Source organism: Mesorhizobium sp. B2-8-3 (assembly GCF_006440815.1).
Lineage (GTDB): Bacteria > Pseudomonadota > Alphaproteobacteria > Rhizobiales > Rhizobiaceae > Mesorhizobium.
Map to the genome: position 1 here is coordinate 127,702 of NZ_VFTW01000001.1, position 20,496 is coordinate 148,197.

At 63.4% G+C, this 20,496-nt stretch carries 23 protein-coding genes; 14 read left to right on the plus strand and 9 right to left on the minus strand.

Annotation, left to right across the window (positions count from 1 at the left end; all coding sequences use genetic code 11):
* The first annotated feature begins 201 nt into the window (after nt 1-201).
* Nucleotides 202-1,266, plus strand: a complete 1,065-nt coding sequence (locus FJ418_RS00660) for a glycosyltransferase family 1 protein (RefSeq protein WP_140863434.1) — start codon at nt 202-204, stop codon at nt 1,264-1,266.
* Here FJ418_RS00660 and FJ418_RS00665 read toward each other — a convergent pair.
* The 3 genes from FJ418_RS00665 to FJ418_RS00675 form a co-directional block, all read right to left on the minus strand.
* On the minus strand, nt 1,258-1,617 hold the full coding sequence (locus FJ418_RS00665; protein WP_140703890.1) for a tRNA-binding protein: 360 nt from the start codon (nt 1,615-1,617) through the stop codon (nt 1,258-1,260). The two genes, FJ418_RS00660 and FJ418_RS00665, sit on opposite strands and share 9 nt — an antisense overlap.
* Before the next feature lie 18 nt (nt 1,618-1,635).
* Entirely contained in the window at nt 1,636-2,136 is a 501-nt protein-coding gene (locus tag FJ418_RS00670) for a YbjN domain-containing protein (protein WP_040989643.1), read from the minus strand.
* 313 nt (nt 2,137-2,449) lie between these two features.
* Entirely contained in the window at nt 2,450-2,752 is a 303-nt protein-coding gene (locus tag FJ418_RS00675; protein ID WP_140647557.1) for an accessory factor UbiK family protein, read from the minus strand.
* A gap of 211 nt (nt 2,753-2,963) precedes the next feature.
* On the opposite strand from FJ418_RS00675, the gene FJ418_RS00680 reads away from it, so the two are divergent.
* The 7 genes from FJ418_RS00680 (at nt 2,964) to FJ418_RS00710 (ending at nt 9,074) form a co-directional block, all read left to right on the plus strand.
* The gene (locus FJ418_RS00680; protein WP_140647558.1) at nt 2,964-3,203 is read left to right on the plus strand and encodes a BrnA antitoxin family protein; all 240 of its coding nucleotides are present in this window, start codon (nt 2,964-2,966) and stop codon (nt 3,201-3,203) included.
* Nucleotides 3,204-3,309: 106 nt separating this feature from the next.
* Nucleotides 3,310-4,164 (plus strand): prolipoprotein diacylglyceryl transferase, encoded by an 855-nt coding sequence (lgt, locus tag FJ418_RS00685; RefSeq protein ID WP_140863038.1) that lies wholly within the window; start codon nt 3,310-3,312, stop codon nt 4,162-4,164.
* Entirely contained in the window at nt 4,161-5,228 is a 1,068-nt protein-coding gene (locus FJ418_RS00690) for a class I SAM-dependent methyltransferase (protein WP_140863040.1), read from the plus strand. Before lgt ends, FJ418_RS00690 begins: the two co-directional genes overlap by 4 nt.
* A gap of 88 nt (nt 5,229-5,316) precedes the next feature.
* A complete protein-coding gene (gene pgeF, locus FJ418_RS00695) occupies nt 5,317-6,105 on the plus strand; it encodes a peptidoglycan editing factor PgeF (protein WP_140863043.1) in 789 nt (262 codons plus the stop codon).
* The gene (locus tag FJ418_RS00700; protein WP_140653371.1) at nt 6,105-7,256 is read left to right on the plus strand and encodes a Xaa-Pro peptidase family protein; all 1,152 of its coding nucleotides are present in this window, start codon (nt 6,105-6,107) and stop codon (nt 7,254-7,256) included. The genes pgeF and FJ418_RS00700 overlap by 1 nt, the downstream gene beginning before the upstream one ends.
* Nucleotides 7,257-7,310: 54 nt before the next feature.
* Nucleotides 7,311-7,934 (plus strand): hypothetical protein, encoded by a 624-nt coding sequence (locus tag FJ418_RS00705; protein ID WP_140863045.1) that lies wholly within the window; start codon nt 7,311-7,313, stop codon nt 7,932-7,934.
* A gap of 204 nt (nt 7,935-8,138) precedes the next feature.
* On the plus strand, nt 8,139-9,074 hold the full coding sequence (locus tag FJ418_RS00710; RefSeq protein WP_140863048.1) for a ribose-phosphate pyrophosphokinase: 936 nt from the start codon (nt 8,139-8,141) through the stop codon (nt 9,072-9,074).
* Here FJ418_RS00710 and FJ418_RS00715 read toward each other — a convergent pair.
* On the minus strand, nt 9,071-9,640 hold the full coding sequence (locus tag FJ418_RS00715) for a dihydrofolate reductase family protein (RefSeq protein ID WP_140863051.1): 570 nt from the start codon (nt 9,638-9,640) through the stop codon (nt 9,071-9,073). The genes FJ418_RS00710 and FJ418_RS00715 overlap by 4 nt on opposite strands.
* 125 nt (nt 9,641-9,765) lie before the next feature.
* Nucleotides 9,766-10,635 (minus strand): helix-turn-helix transcriptional regulator, encoded by an 870-nt coding sequence (locus FJ418_RS00720; RefSeq protein WP_140647565.1) that lies wholly within the window; start codon nt 10,633-10,635, stop codon nt 9,766-9,768.
* Nucleotides 10,636-10,746: 111 nt separating this feature from the next.
* On the opposite strand from FJ418_RS00720, the gene FJ418_RS00725 reads away from it, so the two are divergent.
* Entirely contained in the window at nt 10,747-11,976 is a 1,230-nt protein-coding gene (locus tag FJ418_RS00725; protein WP_181166801.1) for an MFS transporter, read from the plus strand.
* Nucleotides 11,977-12,126: 150 nt separating this feature from the next.
* Here FJ418_RS00725 and FJ418_RS00730 read toward each other — a convergent pair whose 3' ends face one another.
* Nucleotides 12,127-13,506 (minus strand): glycosyltransferase, encoded by a 1,380-nt coding sequence (locus tag FJ418_RS00730; RefSeq protein ID WP_140863055.1) that lies wholly within the window; start codon nt 13,504-13,506, stop codon nt 12,127-12,129.
* A gap of 113 nt (nt 13,507-13,619) precedes the next feature.
* On the opposite strand from FJ418_RS00730, the gene FJ418_RS00735 reads away from it, so the two are divergent.
* The gene (locus FJ418_RS00735) at nt 13,620-14,537 is read left to right on the plus strand and encodes a hypothetical protein (protein WP_246682861.1); all 918 of its coding nucleotides are present in this window, start codon (nt 13,620-13,622) and stop codon (nt 14,535-14,537) included.
* 189 nt (nt 14,538-14,726) lie between these two features.
* Here the strand turns inward: FJ418_RS00735 and FJ418_RS00740 are convergent, their stop codons facing one another.
* Nucleotides 14,727-15,584, minus strand: coding sequence for an alpha/beta hydrolase (locus FJ418_RS00740; protein ID WP_140858688.1), 858 nt, complete (start codon nt 15,582-15,584; stop codon nt 14,727-14,729).
* A gap of 148 nt (nt 15,585-15,732) precedes the next feature.
* On the opposite strand from FJ418_RS00740, the gene FJ418_RS00745 reads away from it, so the two are divergent.
* Entirely contained in the window at nt 15,733-16,176 is a 444-nt protein-coding gene (locus FJ418_RS00745; protein WP_140653362.1) for a MarR family transcriptional regulator, read from the plus strand.
* Between the two features lie 77 nt (nt 16,177-16,253).
* Here FJ418_RS00745 and FJ418_RS00750 read toward each other — a convergent pair whose 3' ends face one another.
* Nucleotides 16,254-16,898: a glutathione S-transferase family protein gene (locus tag FJ418_RS00750; protein ID WP_140863057.1), complete on the minus strand. Its 645-nt coding sequence runs from the start codon at nt 16,896-16,898 to the stop codon at nt 16,254-16,256.
* 349 nt (nt 16,899-17,247) lie between these two features.
* Between FJ418_RS00750 and FJ418_RS00755 the strand changes: the two genes are divergently transcribed.
* Nucleotides 17,248-17,892 carry a 50S ribosomal protein L25/general stress protein Ctc gene (locus FJ418_RS00755; RefSeq protein ID WP_140863059.1) on the plus strand — a complete coding sequence of 215 codons (645 nt, stop codon included), beginning with the start codon at nt 17,248-17,250 and terminating at the stop codon, nt 17,890-17,892.
* 110 nt (nt 17,893-18,002) lie between these two features.
* Nucleotides 18,003-18,725 carry an aminoacyl-tRNA hydrolase gene (pth, locus tag FJ418_RS00760; RefSeq protein ID WP_140645766.1) on the plus strand — a complete coding sequence of 241 codons (723 nt, stop codon included), beginning with the start codon at nt 18,003-18,005 and terminating at the stop codon, nt 18,723-18,725.
* A 156-nt stretch (nt 18,726-18,881) separates the two neighbouring features.
* Here the strand turns inward: pth and FJ418_RS00765 are convergent, their stop codons facing one another.
* Complete coding sequence (locus FJ418_RS00765; protein ID WP_140645765.1) at nt 18,882-19,163, minus strand: hypothetical protein; 282 nt, start codon at nt 19,161-19,163, stop codon at nt 18,882-18,884.
* A gap of 220 nt (nt 19,164-19,383) precedes the next feature.
* Here FJ418_RS00765 and ychF point away from each other — a divergent pair, with 220 nt between their 5' ends.
* Nucleotides 19,384-20,487: a redox-regulated ATPase YchF gene (gene ychF, locus FJ418_RS00770; protein WP_140653357.1), complete on the plus strand. Its 1,104-nt coding sequence runs from the start codon at nt 19,384-19,386 to the stop codon at nt 20,485-20,487.
* Nucleotides 20,488-20,496: the final 9 nt, after the last annotated feature.

Sequence of the window (20,496 nt, forward strand, 5' to 3'; positions counted from 1 at the left end):
GCCCGTCATGAAATCATGGTCAACAGCGCGCATGAAGCGCGCGACCTTCGTTGATTCGGCCCTGCCGCCCCGCTTCGATCCCGTGCCCGCCCGGGTGCGCTGGAGCGACGCGCGAGCTGCTGCCTGGCTGCCGTTCCGGCACCACGCCGGCGCGACCAGGAACTATCGCGGCAAAGGACCGTCATGCGCATCGGGATCGCCATGCGGATCCTGATGGTCACCGACGCATGGCGGCCCCAGATCAATGGCGTGGTGCATACGCTGGAACGTCTCACCGAGGCGCTGAAACCTTTCGACGTCGAGCTCGATTTCCTGACGCCGAACCTCTTTCGCACCTTGCCGATGCCGACCTATCCCGACATCCGGCTCGCGTTGACGACGCCGGGCCATGTCGCGCGTATGATCGACGCCGCCAAGGCTGACCACATCCACATCGTCACCGAAGGTCCGCTCGGCATCATGGCGCGCCGCCATTGCCGAAGGATTGGCCGCCCCTTCACCACCAGCTACCACACACGCTTTCCCGAATATCTCAGCGCCCGCCTGCCGGTGCCGGAGAGCTGGGCCTACAATTGGCTGCGCGACTTCCACAATTCGGGACAGGGCACGCTCGTCGCGACGCAATCGCTGGCGGACGATCTCGCGGCGCGTGGCTTCAACAAGCTGAGGCCCTGGACACGCGGCGTCGACACCGACCATTTCCGGCCCGACAGGCGCAAGGAAACCGGCTTCCCCCGCCCGGTTTTCCTGTGCGTCGGCCGCGTCGCGATCGAAAAGAACCTGACCGCCTTCCTCGATCTCGATTTGCCCGGCAGCAAGATTATCGTCGGCGAAGGACCGGAGCTGGCAAAGCTCAAGGCGCGCTATCCCAAGGCGAATTTCCTCGGCCACCGCCCGAACGACGAGCTGGCCGAGATCTATGCGTCGGCCGACGTCTTCGTCTTCCCGAGCCGCACCGACACCTTCGGCAACGTCATCATCGAGGCGCTGGCCAGCGGAACGCCCGTCGCCGCCTATCCAGTGACCGGCCCGATCGACATTGTCGGCGATGGCGTCGGGGGGGCCGTATCGAACGATCTGGGCGAGGCGGCGATGAAGGCGCTTCACGTCGATCGCGCCGAAGCACGCCAGCGCGCGATGCGCTACAGCTGGCAGGCCTGCGCCGAAATGTTCCTCGACGTGGTCGACGAAGCGCTGGGAATGCCAAGCAAACGCGCCGATCAGGATCAGCTGGCTCCAGGTCGCCCCAGGCTCGTCCTAGAATAAACGCCCGCCGTCCGGCACCTTGCGTTCGATGGCGCCGAGCACGACCGCGCCTTCTTCATCGGGAAAGCCGAGCGTCAGCACCTCCGACATGAACGGGCCGATCTGGCGCGGCGGGAAATTGACCACCGCGAAGACCTGGCGGCCGATCAGCGTTTCCGGCGCGTAGTATTTGGTGATTTGCGCCGACGACTTCTTCACCCCGATCGCCGGACCGAAATCGATCTTCAGCTTGATCGCCGGCTTGCGCGCCTCCGGAAACGGCTCGGCCTCGACGATCGTGCCGGCACGGATGTCGATACGGTCGAAATCGGCAAAGCTGATCTCCGGCTTGCGCTCGCTGCTGGAACTCATCGGCGATATCGGCCTGGCTCAGGCGTTTCCATGGGTCTCGAAGAGCACGCTGGATAGCGCGTCCTTGGCCGATGTACCCGACCAGACGACGAACTGGAAGGCCTGGAAATAGCATTCGCATGCCTCTAACGCCGACGACAGAAGCACCTCGACCTGCTGGCTCGAGGGCTCGACCCCACCGGCAAGCAGCAGCGACTGCCGGAACATGATCGCGCCTTCCTGTTCCCACAGATCGAAGTGGCCGAACAGCATCTGTTCGTTGATCAGCGACAACAGCCGCATCACTTCCAGCGCGCGCGTTTCCGGCACCTTGATGTCGAAGGCGCAGGCCAGATGCAGCGCCTCGAAATCCTCCATCCAGGAAAAGGAGACATGGTAATCGGTCCAGCTGCCGGCCACCGAAATCGAAATCTCGTCGTCGCCGGCGCGCTCGAAGGACCAGTCGTTGTTGTGGGCCACCTGCTCGATGACATCCACCGGGTGGATTTCGCGGGAGAATTCGAGTTCGAGGAGTTCCATGAATGCTTCCTGTGTTCAGGGGAGCGCCACACGCTCCGCGGGGCACACACGACGAACAATCTTGTCTAGAACTCGGACGGTCAGGACTTCCCAACGCAAAGACCCAACCGGACCCCACCGCCCGGCGCATGACCCTGCTTCGAATCATGCAACAAATTCAGTCTATTGATCGGGAGTCGCGTGAACAGCCCAATTTTTCGCACTGCGTCGTCCGCATGTGGAAAGGTGGCTGTCACAGAGATTCATGCAATGCCGGTAAGCGATTCACGGCAAAGCGATTTTTCGGATCGCGCTATGTGGAAAAGTTTAACGATTATTTTTTTGCGCGGGGCTTTGCAGCACCCGTAGGTGCGGCTTGTCCGGTCAGTTCGGCAAGCTTGGCCTCGAGCGCCTCGACGCGCGTCGCCAACTGGATGTTGTCTTCCCTCGCCTTGACCGCCATCTCGCGAACGGCCTCGAACTCTTCGCGCTGCACGATATCCATGGAGTTCAGCATGCGCTCGGCCTGAGCCCGGAACGCCGTCTCCACTTCGCGCCGCACGCCCTGCGCGGCACCCGCAGCGTCGGTCATGATCTTTGCGAATTCATCGAGAATGCGGTTCGGTCCGGTCGACATGGCAGATCCTCGCTTTTGTCGTTTTGACGTAGTGGCGAGCGGCGCGGAATGCAAGAACGTTACGGGTTGATGGGTCCTGTGCGTTGCTATGGCGCATGGCGGTGAATTGCCTTATGCAAAGCTCCGCAAGCGCCCCAGACTGTACTTGAGGGCACCCAATCGCCTAGTGTGTTGCGTATTGCTTCAGCGCTCTTCAGTCCAGGGTCAACCAATGGCAACGCCCCCACGCCGACCGACAAATCCGATGGCCGCCGCGGAAGCCGCCTTCAAGCCAGTCAAAAAACCGGCGCCCCCGATTCGCGAGCCCGCCACCGCGCCAAACGTCAGAGAGCTTGTTTCGATCAGGATCGATCGAGCTGTGCTGGACCACTTCCAGGAAGATGGTCCCGGCTGGCAGGACAGGATCAACGACGCTCTAAGGCAAATTGTCGTCGGCAAGCCACCGGTTTAAGACCACCTCTGTGACAATCAAGGCAATCACCACCTTGCCTTGACCCTGCCAAAACCCTGCCGCATGGTCCGCGCCCGACAGACGACCGCAACCGGGAGACCCCAGTTTGAGCGAATATTTCCTGCTGCCGCTGGCCTCCCTGCCCTTTCCCAACATCGATCCGGTCATCGTCAACATCGGGCCGCTCGCGGTGCACTGGTACGGCGTCGGCTATATCGTCGGCATCCTGTTCGCCTGGTGGTACGCCAAGCACCTCGTCACCAATTCTCGCCTCTGGCCGGACGGCCGCCTGCCGATGAAGCCCGAGGACCTCGATGACTTCATCGTCTGGGCGGCGATCGGCGTCGTGCTCGGCGGACGCACCGGCTACGTGCTCTTCTACGACCTGCCGCGCTACATCGCGCATCCGCTCGACATCTTCGCCGTCTGGCAGGGCGGCATGTCGTTCCATGGCGGCCTTCTCGGCGTCATTCTCGCCATGACGCTGTTTTCGCTCAGGCGCCGCATCCACACCTGGACATTGTTCGATGTGGTGTCGGCCGGCGTGCCGGTTGGGTTGGGCCTGGTCCGTGTCGCGAACTTCATCAATTCGGAGCTCTGGGGCCGGCCTTCGGACGTGCCATGGGCGATCGAATTCCCCAATGGCGGGCCCTTCACTCGCCACCCTAGCCAGCTCTACGAGGCCTTGCTCGAAGGCCTGGTGCTGTTTCTGGTGCTGCGCTTCCTCACCCATTCGCGCCTCAAGCTGAAAACGCCGCGCTTCGTCGGCGGTGCCTTCATCTGCGGCTACGGCCTGTCGCGCATCTTCGTCGAGTTCTTCCGCGAACCCGACCAACAGCTCGGCTACCTGCTCGGCACCAACTGGCTGACCATGGGCATGATCCTGTCCACGCCGATGGTGCTCGCCGGTATCTGGGCCATGGTCACCGCAAAGCCGATGGCGCAACCGCGGACGGCATGACCCGGCTGAAGGAGCGCATCAAAGGCCTGATCGGCGCGACGGGGCCGATCCCGGTCAGCGAATATATGGCGCTCTGCCTGTTCGATCCCAACGCGGGCTACTACACCACGCGCGAGCCCTTCGGCGCCGCCGGCGACTTCATCACCGCGCCCGAGATCAGCCAGATGTTCGGCGAGCTCGTCGCGATCTGGCTCTACCGGGCCTGGCAAGGTGCCGGCCGGCCATTGCCCGCGACCTTCGCCGAGATCGGTCCCGGCCGCGGCACCTTGATGAAGGACATGCTGCGCACCTGGTCGCGGCTCGACCCGGCACTTACCGGCAAGGTCTCGTTTGCCCTCATCGAGACTAGCCCGCGCCTTGTCGAAATCCAAAGAGAGACGCTTGCCGGCCAGGACGCAAAGCTGGACTGGTACCAGACCATCGACACGCTGCCGCGGCAGCCGCTGTTCATCGTCGGTAACGAACTCTTCGACGCAGTGCCGATCCGGCAGTTCGTGCATGTCGGCGAAAGCTGGCGCGAGCGCGTGGTCGGCCTCGACGACAATGACCAGCTGCGCTTCTTTGCCGGCGCGGGCTCGCTCGACCCCACGCTGTTGCCCGAAGATGCCTCCAACGCGCCCGAAGGCGCGATCGCCGAAGTGGCGCCGGCCCGCGTAGCACTGATGTCGGCGATCGCGGCGCGCATCGCTGCCCAGGGCGGCGCGGGCCTCTTTATCGACTACGGCCATTTGCAGCCTGGCATCGGCGACACCTTGCAGGCCTTGCGCCGGCATCGGCGTGAAGACGTGCTGGCCGGCCCCGGCGAGGCCGATCTCACATCGCATGTCGATTTCGCCGCCCTTGCGACAGCGATCCATCCTCATGGGCTTCGTATCGAGATGACGACACAGGGAGAATTCCTGCTTGGCATGGGCTTGATCGAGCGCGCCGGCGCGCTCGGTGCGAACGCTGATGAGCAAGCCCGTCAAGCCATCTCCGATGCGGTCGAACGCTTGGCCGGCCCCGACGCGATGGGCGAGCTTTTCAAGGTTATGAAGATCCTGCCGGCGACGAGAGCTGCTTGAGCCGGCAGGCGCGTCCTGCCGCCTGGCCCTCTTTGTCGTCCGAACTTCGCCTTGACGAAACCGCCTTGCACGGACGACAAACCCAACCATGCTGAATCAGACCAGACCAGATCCAGTACGCTCGCCGCTGCTTGAAAAGGCGCAAGGCATGCGCCACGGCTATTTCACCCGCATCGGCGGCGTCTCCGACGGCATCTATCGGGGGCTCAACATCGGCACGGGCTCCAGCGACGATCAGACACTGGTCGCCGAGAACCGGCGACGCGTTGCCGACTGGATGGGCGTGCCGGCCGACCACCTGTTGACAGCGCACCAGGTCCACTCGCCGGATGTCATTGTGGCCAGGGAACCCTTCGCGGGCCCTCGCCCGAAGGCCGATGCCATCGTCACCGACCGTCCGGGCATCGCCGTCGGCGCCTCGACCGCCGATTGCGGGCCGGTGTTGTTTGCCGATGCCGAGGCGCGCATCATCGGTGCCGCCCATGCGGGCTGGAAAGGCGCCTTCACCGGCGTGCTCGAGAACACTATCCTTGCCATGGAAGGCCTCGGCGCCCGCCGCGAGCGCATCGTGGCCGTGCTCGGTCCTTCCATCGGCCCCGACAATTACGAGGTCGGGCCGGAATTCGTCGCCCGCTTCGTCGAGGCCGATGCCGACAACCCCCGCTATTTCAGGCCATCGACGACCGCCGGCCACTCGATGTTCGACCTCAACCAATATACGGTCGACCGGCTGCGCAAGGCCGGCGTGACCGCCGAGGGCCTTGGCCGCTGCACTTACGCGGAAGAAGACCTTTTCTATTCCTACCGGCGCACCACACACCGCAAGGAAGCGGATTACGGGCGCCAGGTTTCGGCAATCGTCCTGGAGAAAGAGTAATGGCGCTGCATTTCGAACGATCGGAATTCGACGCGCGGCGCGACCGGCTGCTGATCGAGATGGCCGAGAAGAAGCTCGACGCCGTGCTGTTGTTCGCGCAGGAGAGCATGTACTGGCTGACCGGCTACGACACGTTCGGCTTCTGCTTCTTCCAGTGCCTGGTGGTGAAGGCCGACGGTTCGATGGTGCTGCTCACCCGTTCGGCCGATCTCAGGCAGGCGCGCCATACCTCGACCATCGAAAACATCGTGCTGTGGACCGATCGTCAGGGCGCCAACCCGGCGATCGACCTGCGTAACCTGCTCAACGACCTCGATCTGCTCGGCGCCCGCATCGGCGTCGAATACGACACCCATGGCCTGACCGCCTACAACGGTCGCCGCCTCGACGAGCAATTGCAGACCTTCGGTCAGATCGCCGATGCTTCCGGCATCGTCGGCCGCCTGCGCCTGTTCAAGAGCCCGGCCGAAATCGCCAAGGCGGAAAAGGCCGCCAATCTTTCCGACGACGCGCTGGACGCCGCCCTGCCCCTGATCAAGCAGGGCGGCGACGAAGGGCTCATCCTTGCCGCCATGCAGGGCGCGGTCTTTGCCGGCGGCGGCGACTATCCCGCCAACGAGTATATCATCGGCTCCGGCGCCGATGCCTTGCTCTGCCGCTACAAGGCCGGCCGCCGCAAGCTCACCAAGAACGACCAGCTGACGCTCGAATGGGCCGGCGTCTTCCACCACTATCATGCTCCCATGATGCGCACCGTGCTGACCGGCAAGGTGTCGAAACGTCACCAGGAATTGTTCGACGCTTCCCGTGCCGCCCTGCTCGCGGTCGAAAAGGCGATGACGCCGGGCAACACGTTCGGCGATGTCTTCGACGCGCATGCCCGCACGCTCGAAGCGCACAATCTGACCAAGCATCGGCTGAATGCCTGCGGCTATTCGGTCGGCGCCCGCTTCACGCCGTCCTGGATGGACATGCCGATGTTCTACCAGGGCAACACGGAACCGATCGCACCCAATATGACGCTGTTCGCGCATATGATCATCATGGACTCCGAGACCGAGAGCGCAATGACGCTTGGCCGCACCTACCTCACCACGGAATCGGCGCCGAAGCCGCTGTCGCGCCATGATCTCGACTTGATCGTGCAGTGAATCCATAATGGTTGGTTCACGCGGGGGCGTTCGCCAGTAGGGAGTTTTCAGGCAATGAGACGATCGCAGGTGACGACCGTGTCATTGCTTGCGGCGCTGGCGCTTGGCGCCTGCACCAACGCCAAGGACGTGCTGGAACCTTCGGCCATCACCCCGACGGCGAGTTCGGCCCAGTCTTTGCCTGCCCCGCAGGGCTCATCGACAACGGCCACGTCTCCGACCACGACCGCGCCTGCTCCTTCGCCCGCGCCTTCCACCGCAGCGTCGCCCGCGACACGCGCAACGCCGGCTCAGACCGCCGCCCTCGCCAGGACGCGGCTGCAGGTGGCGCCGATCGTCGGCGCCACGGTGGAGGCCGCGGCGCCCCTAACGGCGGAACTGCAGACCCGAGCCCGGCAGCGCGGCCTGACGCTTGTCGGCAGCACGGACCAGACGGCTACGCATGTGCTGAAAGGCTATTTTTCGACGATGTCCGAGGGCAAGGACACGACCGTGATCTATGTCTGGGACATCTACGACCCCTCCGGCAATCGCCTGCACCGCATCAATGGCCAGCAGAAGGCGCCTGCGGCCGGCAGCGGCGAGGGCTGGCCCACGGTGGCGCCCGCGACCATGCAGGCCATCGCCGACCAGACGATCGACCAGTTCGCCGCCTGGCTCGGCGGCGGCGCCGGTTGACCGAACTGTTGCCGGCCAAACTGTTGCCGGCCAAACTGTTGCCGGCCAAACTGTTGCCGGCTTGCGATGTTTTCCGTGTTTGTTGCGGTCGCCGGAAGGATTCCCCACAACGAGGCTTGCAATACCGGCCCGGCCCGCTAAAAGCCCGCATAAAAGGCTTATGAGAGTCTCTCCGGCCTCTCCATCCTTCACCAGGAACGGTGCATGAAGCTTTTCGCGGGCAATTCCAACCGGGTGCTGGCCGAAGCGGTCGCTCGCTATCTCAACATCCCGCTGGGGAAGGCCAGCGTCAGGCGCTTCGCCGACCAGGAAATCTTCGTCGAGATCCAGGAAAACGTGCGCGGCGAGGATGTCTTCATCCTGCAGTCGACCTCTTATCCGACCAATGACCATCTGATGGAACTGCTCATCATGATGGACGCCTTTATGCGCTCCTCGGCACGACGCATCACGGCGGTCATCCCCTATTTCGGCTATGCAAGGCAGGACCGCCGCGCCTCCGGCCGCACGCCGATCTCGGCCAAGCTGGTCGCCAACATGATCACCCGCGCCGGCGCCGACCGCGTGCTGACGCTCGATTTGCATGCCGGCCAGATCCAGGGTTTCTTCGATATCCCGACCGACAATCTGTTCTCGGTGCCGGTGATGGCCCGCGACGTGAAAGCCAAGTACAAGCAGCTCGGCAACGTCGTCGTCGTGTCGCCCGACATCGGCGGCGTGGTGCGGGCGCGCGCGCTGGCCAAGCGTTTCGACGCGCAGCTCGCCATCGTCGACAAACGCCGCGAGCGCCCTGGCGAATCGGAAGTCATGAACATCATCGGCGCCGTCGCCGGCAAGGACTGCCTGCTGATCGACGACATCGTCGATTCCGGCGGCACGCTTTGCAACGCGGCCGACGCTCTGCTCGCCAATGGCGCGACCTCCGTCACCGCCTACATCACCCATGGCGTGCTCTCCGGCGGCGCCGTTGCCCGCATCACCGGATCGAAGCTGCAGGAATTGGTGATCACCGATTCCATCCAGCCGACGCAGGGCGTGCTCGATGCGCCGAACATCCGTGTCATTTCGATCGCCGACCTGATGGGCGAAGCGATCTCGCGCACGGCCACGGAAGAATCGGTGTCGAGCCTGTTCGATTAATCAGAACTGGTTGCCGCGGGCGCATAGCGCAGCAGCGTCACCCCTTGCGCAAGGCGCTCCGTGCCGAGCGGCTTCAACGCCAGCGACAGGCCGGACCGGAAATACGGCTTGCCGCCGCCCAGCACGACCGGATGCACGTAAAGCCGGTACTCGTCGATCAGGCCGGCACGCGCAAGGTGCCCGGCAAGCTCGGCGCCAGCGACGGAAATCTCGCCATCCGTGTCTGCCTTGAGCGCCCTCACCACCGCCTCCGCGTCACCTTTCGCCAGACGGGCATTCGGCCCAACCTCCTGAAGCGTGGTCGAAAACACGACCTTCGGCGTCTCTCGCCAGGCGCGGGCAAAATCCCGCTCGACGTCTTCAGCGGCGGTCTCGCGCTCCGGGCTGTCCCAGAAGCGCATGGTTTCATACATCCCGCGCCCGCAAAGCGCGATCGATGTCCGTCGCATCTCGTCGTTGAAATGCCGATGCAATTCTTCCTCGGGAACCGGCAGGTCGATGTCTCCGCTCGGCCCGGCGATGTAGCCATCCAGCGATGTCAGCATGGCATAGACGATCGTCGCCACTAGGCTTCCTCCCGATTTTGCCTCCAGCAAAAAGAGCACAACTGATTGCAATTCGCAATCAGTATTTGGAAAAATAGAACCTGTGCTGAGAACGGGCGAATCGGCTCAATACCGCGGGCGCTGCTTCACGCGGCGATCGGACCGCCTGTTCGGCGCGGGTTTTCACCGGCATCGCGCGCGCCGCGCATATAGCCGCGCGGCGAAGCGCCGAGCATGCGCTTGAACATGGTGATGAAGGCCGGCACGCTGTCATAGCCGAGATCGAGTGCTACTCTGGTGATGGGCTCGCCGTCGGCAAGCCTCGGCAGCGCCGCGAACAGGCAGGCCTGCTGGCGCCAGGTCGACAGCGACAGCCCGGTCTGGCGATGGAAGGCGCGGGTGAAGGAGCGCCGGCTCATGCCCGCGGCATCCGCCCATTCGTCGATAGTCGCATGCGGCGAAGGGGCTGCCACGAAGCGCCGGCAAAGCGCCGCGAGCTTCGGATCGGACGGGAAAGGCAGGCCGAGCGGCCGTTCCGGCAGGCTCGGGATCTCGTGCAGCAGAAGTCCCATGACGAGCGCGGCGCGCCCTTCAAGCTCGCCGCCCTGGGGCAGCTTCTCCGATTCGACGATCAGGCTGTGCATCAGCTCGGTGATGCCGACGACGCGCAAGCCTTCCGGCAGGCCGGCAATAGCGTCCGGCATCACATAGACCGAGCGCATCGAGACGTCGCCGAGCATCTCGACGGCGTGCTCGGTGCCGGCCGGTATCCACATCGCATGGTCGGGCGGCACCATCCAGCGTCCGTGCCTGGTCGTCACCAGGACCACGCCAACCAGCGCGTGCAGCAGCTGGCTGCGGCTGTGGCGGTGCTGCGGCACGCGATAGCCGTCCGGATATTCGGTCGGCAGCGCGACCGCCGGCCCGACGGCCTGTTCCAGCCATTGCCAGCGGCTTTCATGCAGCCGGCCGAGCTCGGCGGCGTCGCCTCTGAATATCTCCCGGCTATTTGGCATCGGATGTGGCCCACTTGCGAAACTATTGGACCAAACCACGAAAGAAGTCGCTTGGCAACAGGCCTATAAGGCCGCCTGCGGTACGCCGCCAAAAGACTACGGAGCATTGCCTTGACTGATACGACCGCCACCTCCGTCGCCGCACCGGCGCCGGCAAGCAACATCTCGGCGCAGGCGACGGCCTTCACCGTCATTCTTGCGGTGAGCTTCTGCCACTGTGTCAACGACATCATGCAGTCGCTGCTTTCGGCGATCTATCCGCTGCTCAAGGACAATTACGGTCTCGATTTCTGGCAGATTGGCCTTCTGACCTTCACCTTCCAGGTGACGGCCTCACTGTTGCAGCCGGTGATCGGCATGATCACCGACAAGAAGCCGATGCCCTACTCCTTGCCCTGGGGCATGGCCTCGTCGCTGGTCGGCCTGGTGGTGCTCGCCCATGCCGGCCATTACTGGCTGCTCCTGATCGGCGCCTCGCTGATCGGCATCGGCTCGGCGATCTTCCATCCGGAATCCTCGCGCATCGCCCGCTTTGCATCTGGCGGCCGCTTCGGCCTTGCGCAATCGCTGTTCCAGGTGGGCGGCAATTTCGGCCAGGCCATGGGCCCGCTGCTCGCCGCCTTCATCGTCGTGCCGTTCGGGCAGACCAGCATCTCCTGGTTCGCCGTCGGCTCGCTGATCGGCATCGTCGTCTTGTGGCAGGTCGGCGGCTGGTACAGCCGTCTGCGTGCCTCGCTGGCCACCCGCAAGCAGGCCGCCCATGTCTCGCCCTTCGCGCGCAAAAAGGTCATGTGGGCGCTGGCCGTGCTGACGCTGCTGGTGCTGACCAAGAACGCCTATATCGCCTCGCTCTCCAGCTACTACACCTTCTACGCCATGCATAAGTTCGGCGTTTCGGTGCAGATGAGCCAGGTGATGCTGTTCCTGTTCCTCGGCGCCTCGGCGCTGGGCATCCTGCTCGGCGGTCCGTTCGGCGACCGCTATGGACAGAAGGCGATGATCTGGTTCTCCATCGTCGGCGTGCTGCCCTTCACGCTGGCGCTGCCATACGCCAATCTGGAATGGACGATGGTGCTCACCGTGCTGATCGGCCTGATCCTGTCGTCGGCCTTCTCCAACATCGTCGTTTTCGCGCAGGAACTGGTCCCGGGGCGCGTCGGCATGATCGCCGGCATCTTCTTCGGCTTCGCCTTCGGCATGGGCGGCATCGCCGCCGCGGTGCTCGGCGTCGTCGCCGACATGAAGGGCATCGACTTCGTCTACCAGATCTGCTCGTACCTGCCCTTCCTCGGCCTGCTGACCGTGTTTCTGCCCGACATGAAGGAAGCGCGGAAGGCCTGAGCCGGCGAAATCGGCGACCAAGCCGCCGTTCAGCCTATAATCGCCGCCGGGTTTGAGACCTTGAAGGTCCCGGATCCGCCGGCATCTCATGGCGCAGCGCTTGCATTGCCCAAAACGCAGGTTCTTTTCTCGGCGACCTTGCGCACGAGATCAGCTCTTTCCGATCAAACCCAGGCGCCGCAGAAGGCCGCGAAGAAAGCGGCCTCGGCCATTGGCCGGGTTCGCCGTCGCCTGGCGTTGCCGCCTCGGCAGCGCTGCGAACTGCTCGGAAAGCCGCCGAAGCGTCGAAGTCCAAAGCAGCGTATCGAGCTGCGCGATATCCGCCGATTTCAGCTCCTCCGGTTCGCTTCTGAGCGCCTGCACCAGCAGATCCCGGAAGTCATCCGGCCTGTCGGCCAGCCGGACATTCCGCCAATGCTTGAATTGCTCGTAGCCGCGCAACGCGAAAGTCGTCGCCACGACGGGCTTGCGATTGTACAGCGCTTCCGCGGTCTTGATGTTCGTGCCGCCGCCCTCAAGGATCGGAAGCATCACGACATCGGCAAGCTCGATCAGCGCGCTGAGGGCCGCGCCGTCCTGCACGCCGAGCAGCTCGATCCGTGCTTTGTCGGCGCCACCGTACCGCGGGAATCCGGGATCGTTGCGTATCTGGTCGGCAACGTCGCCGACCACCACGATCCGCTCCGAGGCTGAGAGGAAACCGAGGTCCGGACCCGTCATCTGGAGAAAACCGCGGGCGTTGGGCGGATGGCCCGAGCCGACGAACAGCGCCGTGCGCAGGCCGGCGAACCGCGACGCCCAACGATCGAGGCCGATAGGCATTTCCCGCGGCCAAATGCCGTTGGCGGCGACCACCACGCTTGGATTGAGCTTGCGGAAATAGGTTGCATCCTGCTCGCTGACGGCGACGATCAGGTCTGCCTTTGCGGCAAGATCGGGCTCGATGTCCGCCGCGCGTTGAGCACTCCAGCGGTCCATTTCCGCGCCGGCGATCATGGCCTCCTGCGCCAGCATTTCCTGTTCGACGTTGTGCGAACTGTACACGATTGAAAAGCGTGCCTCGGGCGAGCACGTTTCAACATACTCGCGCAAGGCCGGCCAAAGCCAGCACTGCTCCAGGGCGATGACATCCGGTCTGAAGCCGTCGAGAAATCTTGCGATTTCGCGGCGATGGGACTTGCTGCCTGCGATGAATTCAGCGGCGGCGACATCGGAACGCCATTTGCGCCGGGCCATCTTCTTGCGAAAGCTGCGCGGCATCTCGATGAAAAGATCGCCGGCCTCCATTTCCCGCCTGGCGCCGCGGTTGGGAGTGACCACGACATGGCGTGTTTCCCATCCGCAATCCCGCAAGACCCTGTGGATGGCATTCGCCCTCAACTGACCGCCATGGACCGGCCGCCGGATCGGAAACGTTCCAAGCGAAACATACCTCATCGGATCGACGTGATGGCCAAGCCGCCGGCATGAAGTGGCCGTCTCAACGTCGCAATCATTCTCTGGCCCCCAATTTAAGCGGGACACTACCATTGGACGCCCAGTCTGGACATTATGTTGGTGGATGGATGCCAGGTGCGCCCAAGATAGGCCTTGGCGATTGCAAAGGTGAGAGCATCAGCTCGGTCTGAAGGGGAAGGAAGCATTTGACGTCGGGCAACGGACGAGATCCTTCCAAGTTGCGAATCCTGACGCTTCTGGCGCGCCATGGCACCGCCAGGTATCCCACCGCGCTGCAGGATTTGAAGGCGATGTTTGCTGCGCAAATGCCAGACGTGGCGCACCACACGCTTGTGATCGACAATTGCCTGCCGGAAGGTCGGAGTGTTCACCTTGATCGCGAAGTCGAATTGATCGGGGGCTCCAACTCCAGCTGGGAATTCTCCGCCTGGGACAGCGGCATTGCCCACATCGGCAAACGGGTGAATGACTATGACCTGGTCCATCTCGCTACGTCTGCATTCGCCGAATACACGCCGGACCATCTCAAGCTGATCGACCAGGACGTCGTGCGGCATCTGTCGGGCTTGAATGCGGTGCTCGGCCACATCGATTTCTTCAATGAGCCCGTGTCGATGTTTGGAATTCCCTCGCAGGCTTGGCTCCGAAGCTCGTTCATCCTGATGCGGCCCAGGCATTTGCAGGCGCTTGGATCGATGGTCGGCGTGACCGATGGCGCGCCGATTTTCAGCGGGAATCCCCTTTCGCCCTTCCGGGAAGACGCACCGGTCTCGCGCCCCTATAGACAGCTGTTGATTGGATGGCTTACCGGAGCCGGGACCGGGCAAGGGCCTGGATGGCACTCCCGGTTCGATCTCACGGACGAAACGCTGCCTCTTTTCGAGAGCAAGGCAAGGGCGATCCTCAACGAGCAGATGCTGACGAACCGATTGCTCGCAATCGGCAGCGCAATCGTCGATGTCACCTGGCTCGCGCGAAAGGCCAAGGCTGCAGACAGCATATCCTTGGGCGACATCCCCGATTGGCGAGCGCAACTGCGGCCGAGAGTGGGGCGCAAATTCGCGCGCCTCCTCGGTAAACCCGGTCGGGGACGACAGCCCTAGAGCATGATCCCGAAAAGTGGGAACCGGTTTTCGGAGAAAGATCATGCTCCAACAACGAGTTAGATCGAGACGGCGATTCAACGAAACGCCATCCCGCTCTAGCAGAAAGCAGCAGGCACGATTTCGAGCTTCATCCTCCCTGCAGCACCCGCCAGAGGGCGGGTGCTTTCGTGTTTCCGGCAAGCAGGCTCAGGCCTTGAAGAACGCCAGCAGGTCGGCGTTGATGACATCCGCATGGGTCGTTGCCATACCGTGCGGGAAACCCTTGTAGACCTTGAGCTCGCCCTTCTTGAGCAGCTTGACCGAAAGCAGCGCGGAGTCCGCGATCGGGACGATCTGGTCGTCGTCTCCATGCATAACAAGCACCGGCACGTCGATCTTCTTCAGATCCTCGGTGAAGTCGGTCTCCGAGAACGCCTTGATGCAGTCGTAATGCGCCTTGGCGCCACCCATCATGCCCTGGCGCCACCAATTGTCGACGACGCCTTCGGAAACCTGGGCACCGGGACGGTTGAAGCCGTAGAACGGGCCGGCCGGCACGTCGTGGAAGAACTGGGCGCGGTTGGCCGCCAGCGCAGCGCGGAAACCGTCGAAGACCTCGATCGGCAGGCCGCCGGGATTGGCCGGCGTCTTCAGCATGATCGGCGGCACCGCACCGATCAGCACGGCCTTGGCGACGCGTCCTCCGCCGCCATATTGCGCGACATAGCGCGCGACCTCGCCACCGCCCGTCGAATGACCGACATGGATGGCGTCCTTGAGGCCGAGATGCGCGGTGAGCGCGGCCACGTCGGCGGCATAGGTGTCCATCTCGTTGCCGGTATCGGTCTGGCTCGAACGGCCATGGCCGCGTCGATCATGGGCGACGACGCGGTAACCCTGTGCCAGGAAGAACAGCATCTGGGCGTCCCAGTCGTCGCTGCTCAACGGCCAGCCATGGTGGAAGACGACAGGCTGGCCAGTCCCCCAATCCTTGTAGAAGATCTGCGTTCCGTCCTTGGTGGTGATCGTGCCGCTGCCCGAACCCGACTTGGTCTGCGAGGTCATCTCAATCTCCTTTTATCGATGTCACGATAAACAATATCGCGATAACTATCTCGTAACGGAGGTCGGGAGCCTTGTCCATGAAATTATTTATCGCGATATCATTTTTCGTGGTATGCAATAGATGCTCAGTCGGCAAAAGGAATGCGCCGTGCCTCTCCCGTTGGACAATCAGCTCTGCTTCACGCTCTACGCCACCAGCTTGGCGATCAACCGCACCTACAAGCCTATGCTGGACGAGATGGGGATCACCTATCCGCAATATCTCGTGCTCAATGCGCTGGGAGAGACGGATGGCATGTCGGTGGGCAGCATCGCGCATCGACTCGCCCTCGAATCGAGCACCATCACGCCGCTGGTGAAGCGAATGGAGCAGGCTGGGCTTGTCACCCGCCAGCGCAGCCAGACGGACGAGCGCCAGGTACAGGTCGACCTGACCCCCGGCGGACGAGCCTTGCTCGTCCAATGCAATTGCCTGAACGAGACCCTGATCGAGCGGTCAGGCATGAAACTGGCTGAACTCGATGCCTTGAACCGGCAAATCCAGGCGTTGCGCGACGCGCTGAACGGCGGCCTGGCGGTCGACGTCGTCTGAGATGTGCTGAAAAAGAGAGCGGGCGCGACCGGACAAGCTTGCGTCCCGGGCGCCTTGGACGGGCTCAGGGATGCCGGTCACGCCTCTATCTTGACCGGCGGCAGTTGCGGCGCCTCCAGCCCCTGGAACGGGTCGCGCCAGGCGTCGATTGCCTCCAGCCGGCCGTACCAGCGCCGGATCGCCGGGTAGTCGGCGAGCGGCAATCCGGCGACGTCGTTGAAAGGCAGGAACGTCGCCATGCGGAAGTCGGCATAGGAGATGGAATTGCCGACCAGCCACTCGCGTCCCGAAAGCTCGGGCTCGAGGATCGCCGCGGCTCCATGGAATTGCCTCAGCCCCTCCTCGACCAGCGCCTGGTCGATAGGACCGAGCCCATAGCGCTGCTTGGTCCCGCGCTCGAAATGCACCATATCGCAGGCGAAAGCGAACCGTTCCTTGCCCCAGCTGATCCAGCGGATCATATCCGGCTCGTCACCCCCGCCGCGCCAGAAATCCGAGCGAACCTCGCGCGAAAGCCGGCAGGCGATGGCGTCGGCCTCCCACAGGCTCCATCCCGATCCCACCAGTATGGGCAATGTCAGATTGGGGTTGAGCACGCGATGGCGTTCGGCCTGCCCCGGCGCCATGGGCGATGCGAACTCGAACGCGATCTCCGCCTTGAGATGGCGCGCCGTCGCGACCGCGAGGCGAGGATTGGGATTGCGACTGAACAGGAGTTTCATAGTTGGTCCCCTAGGGATGGTTACATGCCGCAGGACGGCTGCGATCCGCCCGCTCCTACATTCGCGCAAACCGGATTTCCGGTTTATGCTTTCGGTGCTGGAACCCGCCCCGCAAGCCTTCCAGCCCAACCGCTTGCGCCTCTCGCCGCCTTCCGCTATAGAGCCGCCACCCGCGTAGACACCCTTGGAGGCAACGCGGAGGAAGGCCGGCCAGGCCTCGCATGATCCCCAGACGCATTTGGATCGCCAAACGCATCGGACAGATCGTGCAAGGCCGCGACGGCTTTCGACGTTTACGGTTGGCCTCGTGCTTGCCGCAAGCGCTCCATAACACGCGAAAGGAAATGCCATGAGCCACGATGCTTACGAGCTCAAGGCCGAAGCGCGCGAACAGGTCGGTAAGGGGTCCGCCCGTGCAGTTCGTCGCAACGGTAAAGTGCCTGCAGTGATTTACGGCGACAAGCAGCCTCCCCTGGCGATTGCGCTGAACTACAAGGACCTCTTCTACAAGATCCACGGCGGCGGGTTCCTGACCACGATCGCCACGATCGATGTCGACGGCAAGAAGATCCAGGTCCTGCCGAAGGATTTCCAGCTCGACCCGGTCAAGGATTTTCCTGTCCATGTCGACTTCCTGCGCATCGGCAAGGACACCGAGGTCAATGTCGACGTGCCTGTCCACTTCATCAATGAGGACAAGTCGCCCGGCATCAAGCGCGGCGGCGTGCTCAACATCGTTCGTCACGAAGTCGAGTTCCACTGCCCGGCCAATGCGATCCCGGAATTCATCACCATCGATCTCACCGGCACCGACATCGGCGATTCGATCCACATCTCGGCGGTCAAGCTGCCGGCCGGCGTCAAGCCGGTCATCTCCGATCGCGACTTCACCATCGCGACCGTTGCCGGCTCGTCGGCGATGAAGCCGGAGACGGAAGCGACCACCGAGGCGGCTGCGGAAGAGACGGCGGCTCCGGCGGCCGAAGAGAAGTAATTCTCCAGGCCGGATGATTTCATCCGGCTCTAGATCAAAGAAATAGAGCATGATGTTTTCCGAAAACCGCTTCACACTTTTCGGCATCATGCTCTAGTCCGGAGGCGGCGATGCTTGTCTTTGCAGGCCTCGGCAATCCGGGCGCGAAATACGAAAACAACCGGCACAATGTCGGCTTCATGGCGGCGGACGCGATTGCCCGCCGCCATTCCTTTTCGCCCTGGTCGCGAAAATTCCAGGGCCTGATCTGCGAAGGCACGCTCGGCGGCGAGAAGGTGCTGCTGATCAAGCCGCAGACCTTCATGAATCTGTCCGGACAGTCGGTCGGCGAAGCGATGCGCTTCTACAAGCTCGAACCGGCCGCCCTCACCGTCTTCTACGACGAGATCGACCTTGCCGCCGGCAAGCTCCGGGTCAAGGTCGGCGGCGGCTCCGGCGGCCACAACGGCATTCGTTCGCTCGACCAGCATGTCGGCAACGCCTATCGCCGGGTGCGCATCGGCGTCGGCCATCCCGGCGTCAAGGAGATGGTGCACGGCCATGTGCTCGGCGATTTCGCCAAGGCCGATCGCGAATGGCTCGACGTCCTGCTCGACGCCATCGCCGACGACGCCGGTCTGCTGGCCAAGGGCGACGACAGCTCGTTCATGAACCGCGTCACGCTGGCGCTCCGCGACAAGCTTGTGCCGACCGGCGATGACGATCGCCCGCCGCCCAAGCCGCCGAAGCAGCAAAGCCATGTCCGCCAGGCGCGCCCGCAGCAGCCGGCGGCAAAACTTCCCGAAAGCGGCCCGATGGCCGCCATGCTGAAGAAGCTGTTCGGAAAAGACTAAAGCGCGCCGCGTCGAAACGGATTCACGCGACGCGCTTTAGGTCGTTGCTTGATGCATGTCGTTGTCGCACTTTTGCGCGACATGCGTCAAATCATCGGACCGCTCCCCATCTGATCGGCAGGAGCCGCCGATCGCGGAGAACGGCGCCGCCTCGAACTACATGGCGCCGACGGCCATGCCCTTGGTCGTCTCGTCGATCGCATCCCTGACCAGCGCGATGGCCTTGAGACGATGACCGCCCTTGTCGGGAATGGCGACCTGAAGCTGGTTGAGCGCCGTTTCCAGGGCTGCAAGCGCCCGGCTCATATGCGGCTGGCCGGCGGCTTCGGCTTCAGTGGCGGCAAGCGCTGTCGCGCCAACGGCGACTGCGGCGCCCGCAACTCCAAGCGCCACGATGTTGCGTAGACTGTCACGACGGGACAGATTGAAATCGGCCATGTCAGAATTTCCTTTGCTCGAGACTTTGTCGTCCATGCGACCGGCCCAAGCTAGCGTCAAATTGCGACGCTCTCGCTAAACGAACCCCCGATCAAGCCGCTTGCAAACCGCACGCCCAGGCACTGGCGACGCCGGCTGCTGTCTTCGAAGGGCTTGACGTTCGTCACCCCTATCGCCCATAGCCCTCACCAAAATCGAATTCCGACAGGACTGGACGAACATGGGTTTCAAATGTGGCATCGTTGGCTTGCCCAACGTCGGCAAGTCGACGCTGTTCAATGCGCTGACCAGGACGGCCGCCGCGCAAGCCGCCAACTATCCTTTCTGCACCATCGAGCCGAACACCGGCGAGGTGGCGGTGCCTGACCCGCGCCTGCAGAAGATCGCGGCGATCGGCAAGTCGAAGGAGATCATCCCGACCCGCATCTCCTTCGTCGACATCGCCGGCCTGGTGCGCGGCGCCTCGAAGGGCGAAGGGCTGGGCAACCAGTTCCTCGCCAACATCCGCGAGGTCGACGCCATCGTGCACGTGCTGCGCTGCTTCGAGGATGACGACATCACCCATGTCGAAGGCCGCATCGACCCTGTCGCCGACGCCGAGACGGTCGAGACCGAGCTGATGCTGGCGGACCTCGAAAGCCTCGAGCGCCGCATCGCCCAGATCCGCAAGCGCGCCGCCGGCAAGGACAAGGAAGCCATGGCCGTCCTGCCGATGATGGAGGCCGCGCTCGAGTTGCTGCAGGCCGGCAAGCCGACGCGCGTCCTGCTCAACGGCATCGCGGCGGAGGACCTGCGCATCCTGCAGGGGCTGAACCTGCTCACCTCGCATCCCGTTCTCTATGTCTGCAACGTCTCCGAGGCGGACGCCGCCACCGGCAACGAGCACACCAGGGCGGTGGAGAAGATGGCGGCCGCGCAAGGCGCCGGCACGGTGGTGATCTCGGCGGCGATCGAGGCGGAAGTCGCCCAGCTTTCCGACGAGGAGGAAATGGAGTTCCTTGCCTCGATCGGCCTCGACGAGCCCGGCCTCAACAAGGTGATCCGCGCCGGCTACGAGCTCCTGCATCTGATCACCTATTTCACCGTCGGACCGAAGGAGACGCGCGCCTGGACGATCCACAAGGGCGATAAGGCGCCGCAGGCGGCCGGCGTCATCCACACCGACTTCGAACGCGGCTTCATCCGCGCCCAGACGATCGCCTACAACGACTTCGTCACGCTGGGCGGCGAAGTAGCCGCCAAGGAAGCCGGCAAGGCGCGCGACGAAGGCAAGGAATATGTCGTCCAGGACGGCGACATCATGCTGTTCAAGTTCAACACCTGACCTCCAGGG

What these genes read in the sequence shown, in the direction of transcription:
- FJ418_RS00680 (WP_140647558.1), top strand. Translation starts at nt 2,964, where the DNA reads ATGGCAACGCCCCCACGCCGACCGACAAATCCGATGGCCGCCGCGGAA.
- FJ418_RS00750 (WP_140863057.1), bottom strand. Translation starts at nt 16,898, where the DNA reads ATGAAACTCCTGTTCAGTCGCAATCCCAATCCTCGCCTCGCGGTCGCG.
- FJ418_RS00755 (WP_140863059.1), top strand. Translation starts at nt 17,248, where the DNA reads ATGAGCCACGATGCTTACGAGCTCAAGGCCGAAGCGCGCGAACAGGTC.
- FJ418_RS00675 (WP_140647557.1), bottom strand. Translation starts at nt 2,752, where the DNA reads ATGTCGACCGGACCGAACCGCATTCTCGATGAATTCGCAAAGATCATG.
- FJ418_RS00720 (WP_140647565.1), bottom strand. Translation starts at nt 10,635, where the DNA reads ATGCCAAATAGCCGGGAGATATTCAGAGGCGACGCCGCCGAGCTCGGC.
- FJ418_RS00660 (WP_140863434.1), top strand. Translation starts at nt 202, where the DNA reads ATGCGGATCCTGATGGTCACCGACGCATGGCGGCCCCAGATCAATGGC.
- FJ418_RS00730 (WP_140863055.1), bottom strand. Translation starts at nt 13,506, where the DNA reads ATGGTAGTGTCCCGCTTAAATTGGGGGCCAGAGAATGATTGCGACGTT.
- FJ418_RS00690 (WP_140863040.1), top strand. Translation starts at nt 4,161, where the DNA reads ATGACCCGGCTGAAGGAGCGCATCAAAGGCCTGATCGGCGCGACGGGG.
- FJ418_RS00705 (WP_140863045.1), top strand. Translation starts at nt 7,311, where the DNA reads ATGAGACGATCGCAGGTGACGACCGTGTCATTGCTTGCGGCGCTGGCG.
- FJ418_RS00665 (WP_140703890.1), bottom strand. Translation starts at nt 1,617, where the DNA reads ATGAGTTCCAGCAGCGAGCGCAAGCCGGAGATCAGCTTTGCCGATTTC.
- FJ418_RS00740 (WP_140858688.1), bottom strand. Translation starts at nt 15,584, where the DNA reads ATGACCTCGCAGACCAAGTCGGGTTCGGGCAGCGGCACGATCACCACC.
- pth (WP_140645766.1), top strand. Translation starts at nt 18,003, where the DNA reads ATGCTTGTCTTTGCAGGCCTCGGCAATCCGGGCGCGAAATACGAAAAC.
- FJ418_RS00670 (WP_040989643.1), bottom strand. Translation starts at nt 2,136, where the DNA reads ATGGAACTCCTCGAACTCGAATTCTCCCGCGAAATCCACCCGGTGGAT.
- pgeF (WP_140863043.1), top strand. Translation starts at nt 5,317, where the DNA reads ATGCTGAATCAGACCAGACCAGATCCAGTACGCTCGCCGCTGCTTGAA.
- FJ418_RS00700 (WP_140653371.1), top strand. Translation starts at nt 6,105, where the DNA reads ATGGCGCTGCATTTCGAACGATCGGAATTCGACGCGCGGCGCGACCGG.
- FJ418_RS00765 (WP_140645765.1), bottom strand. Translation starts at nt 19,163, where the DNA reads ATGGCCGATTTCAATCTGTCCCGTCGTGACAGTCTACGCAACATCGTG.
- ychF (WP_140653357.1), top strand. Translation starts at nt 19,384, where the DNA reads ATGGGTTTCAAATGTGGCATCGTTGGCTTGCCCAACGTCGGCAAGTCG.
- FJ418_RS00710 (WP_140863048.1), top strand. Translation starts at nt 8,139, where the DNA reads ATGAAGCTTTTCGCGGGCAATTCCAACCGGGTGCTGGCCGAAGCGGTC.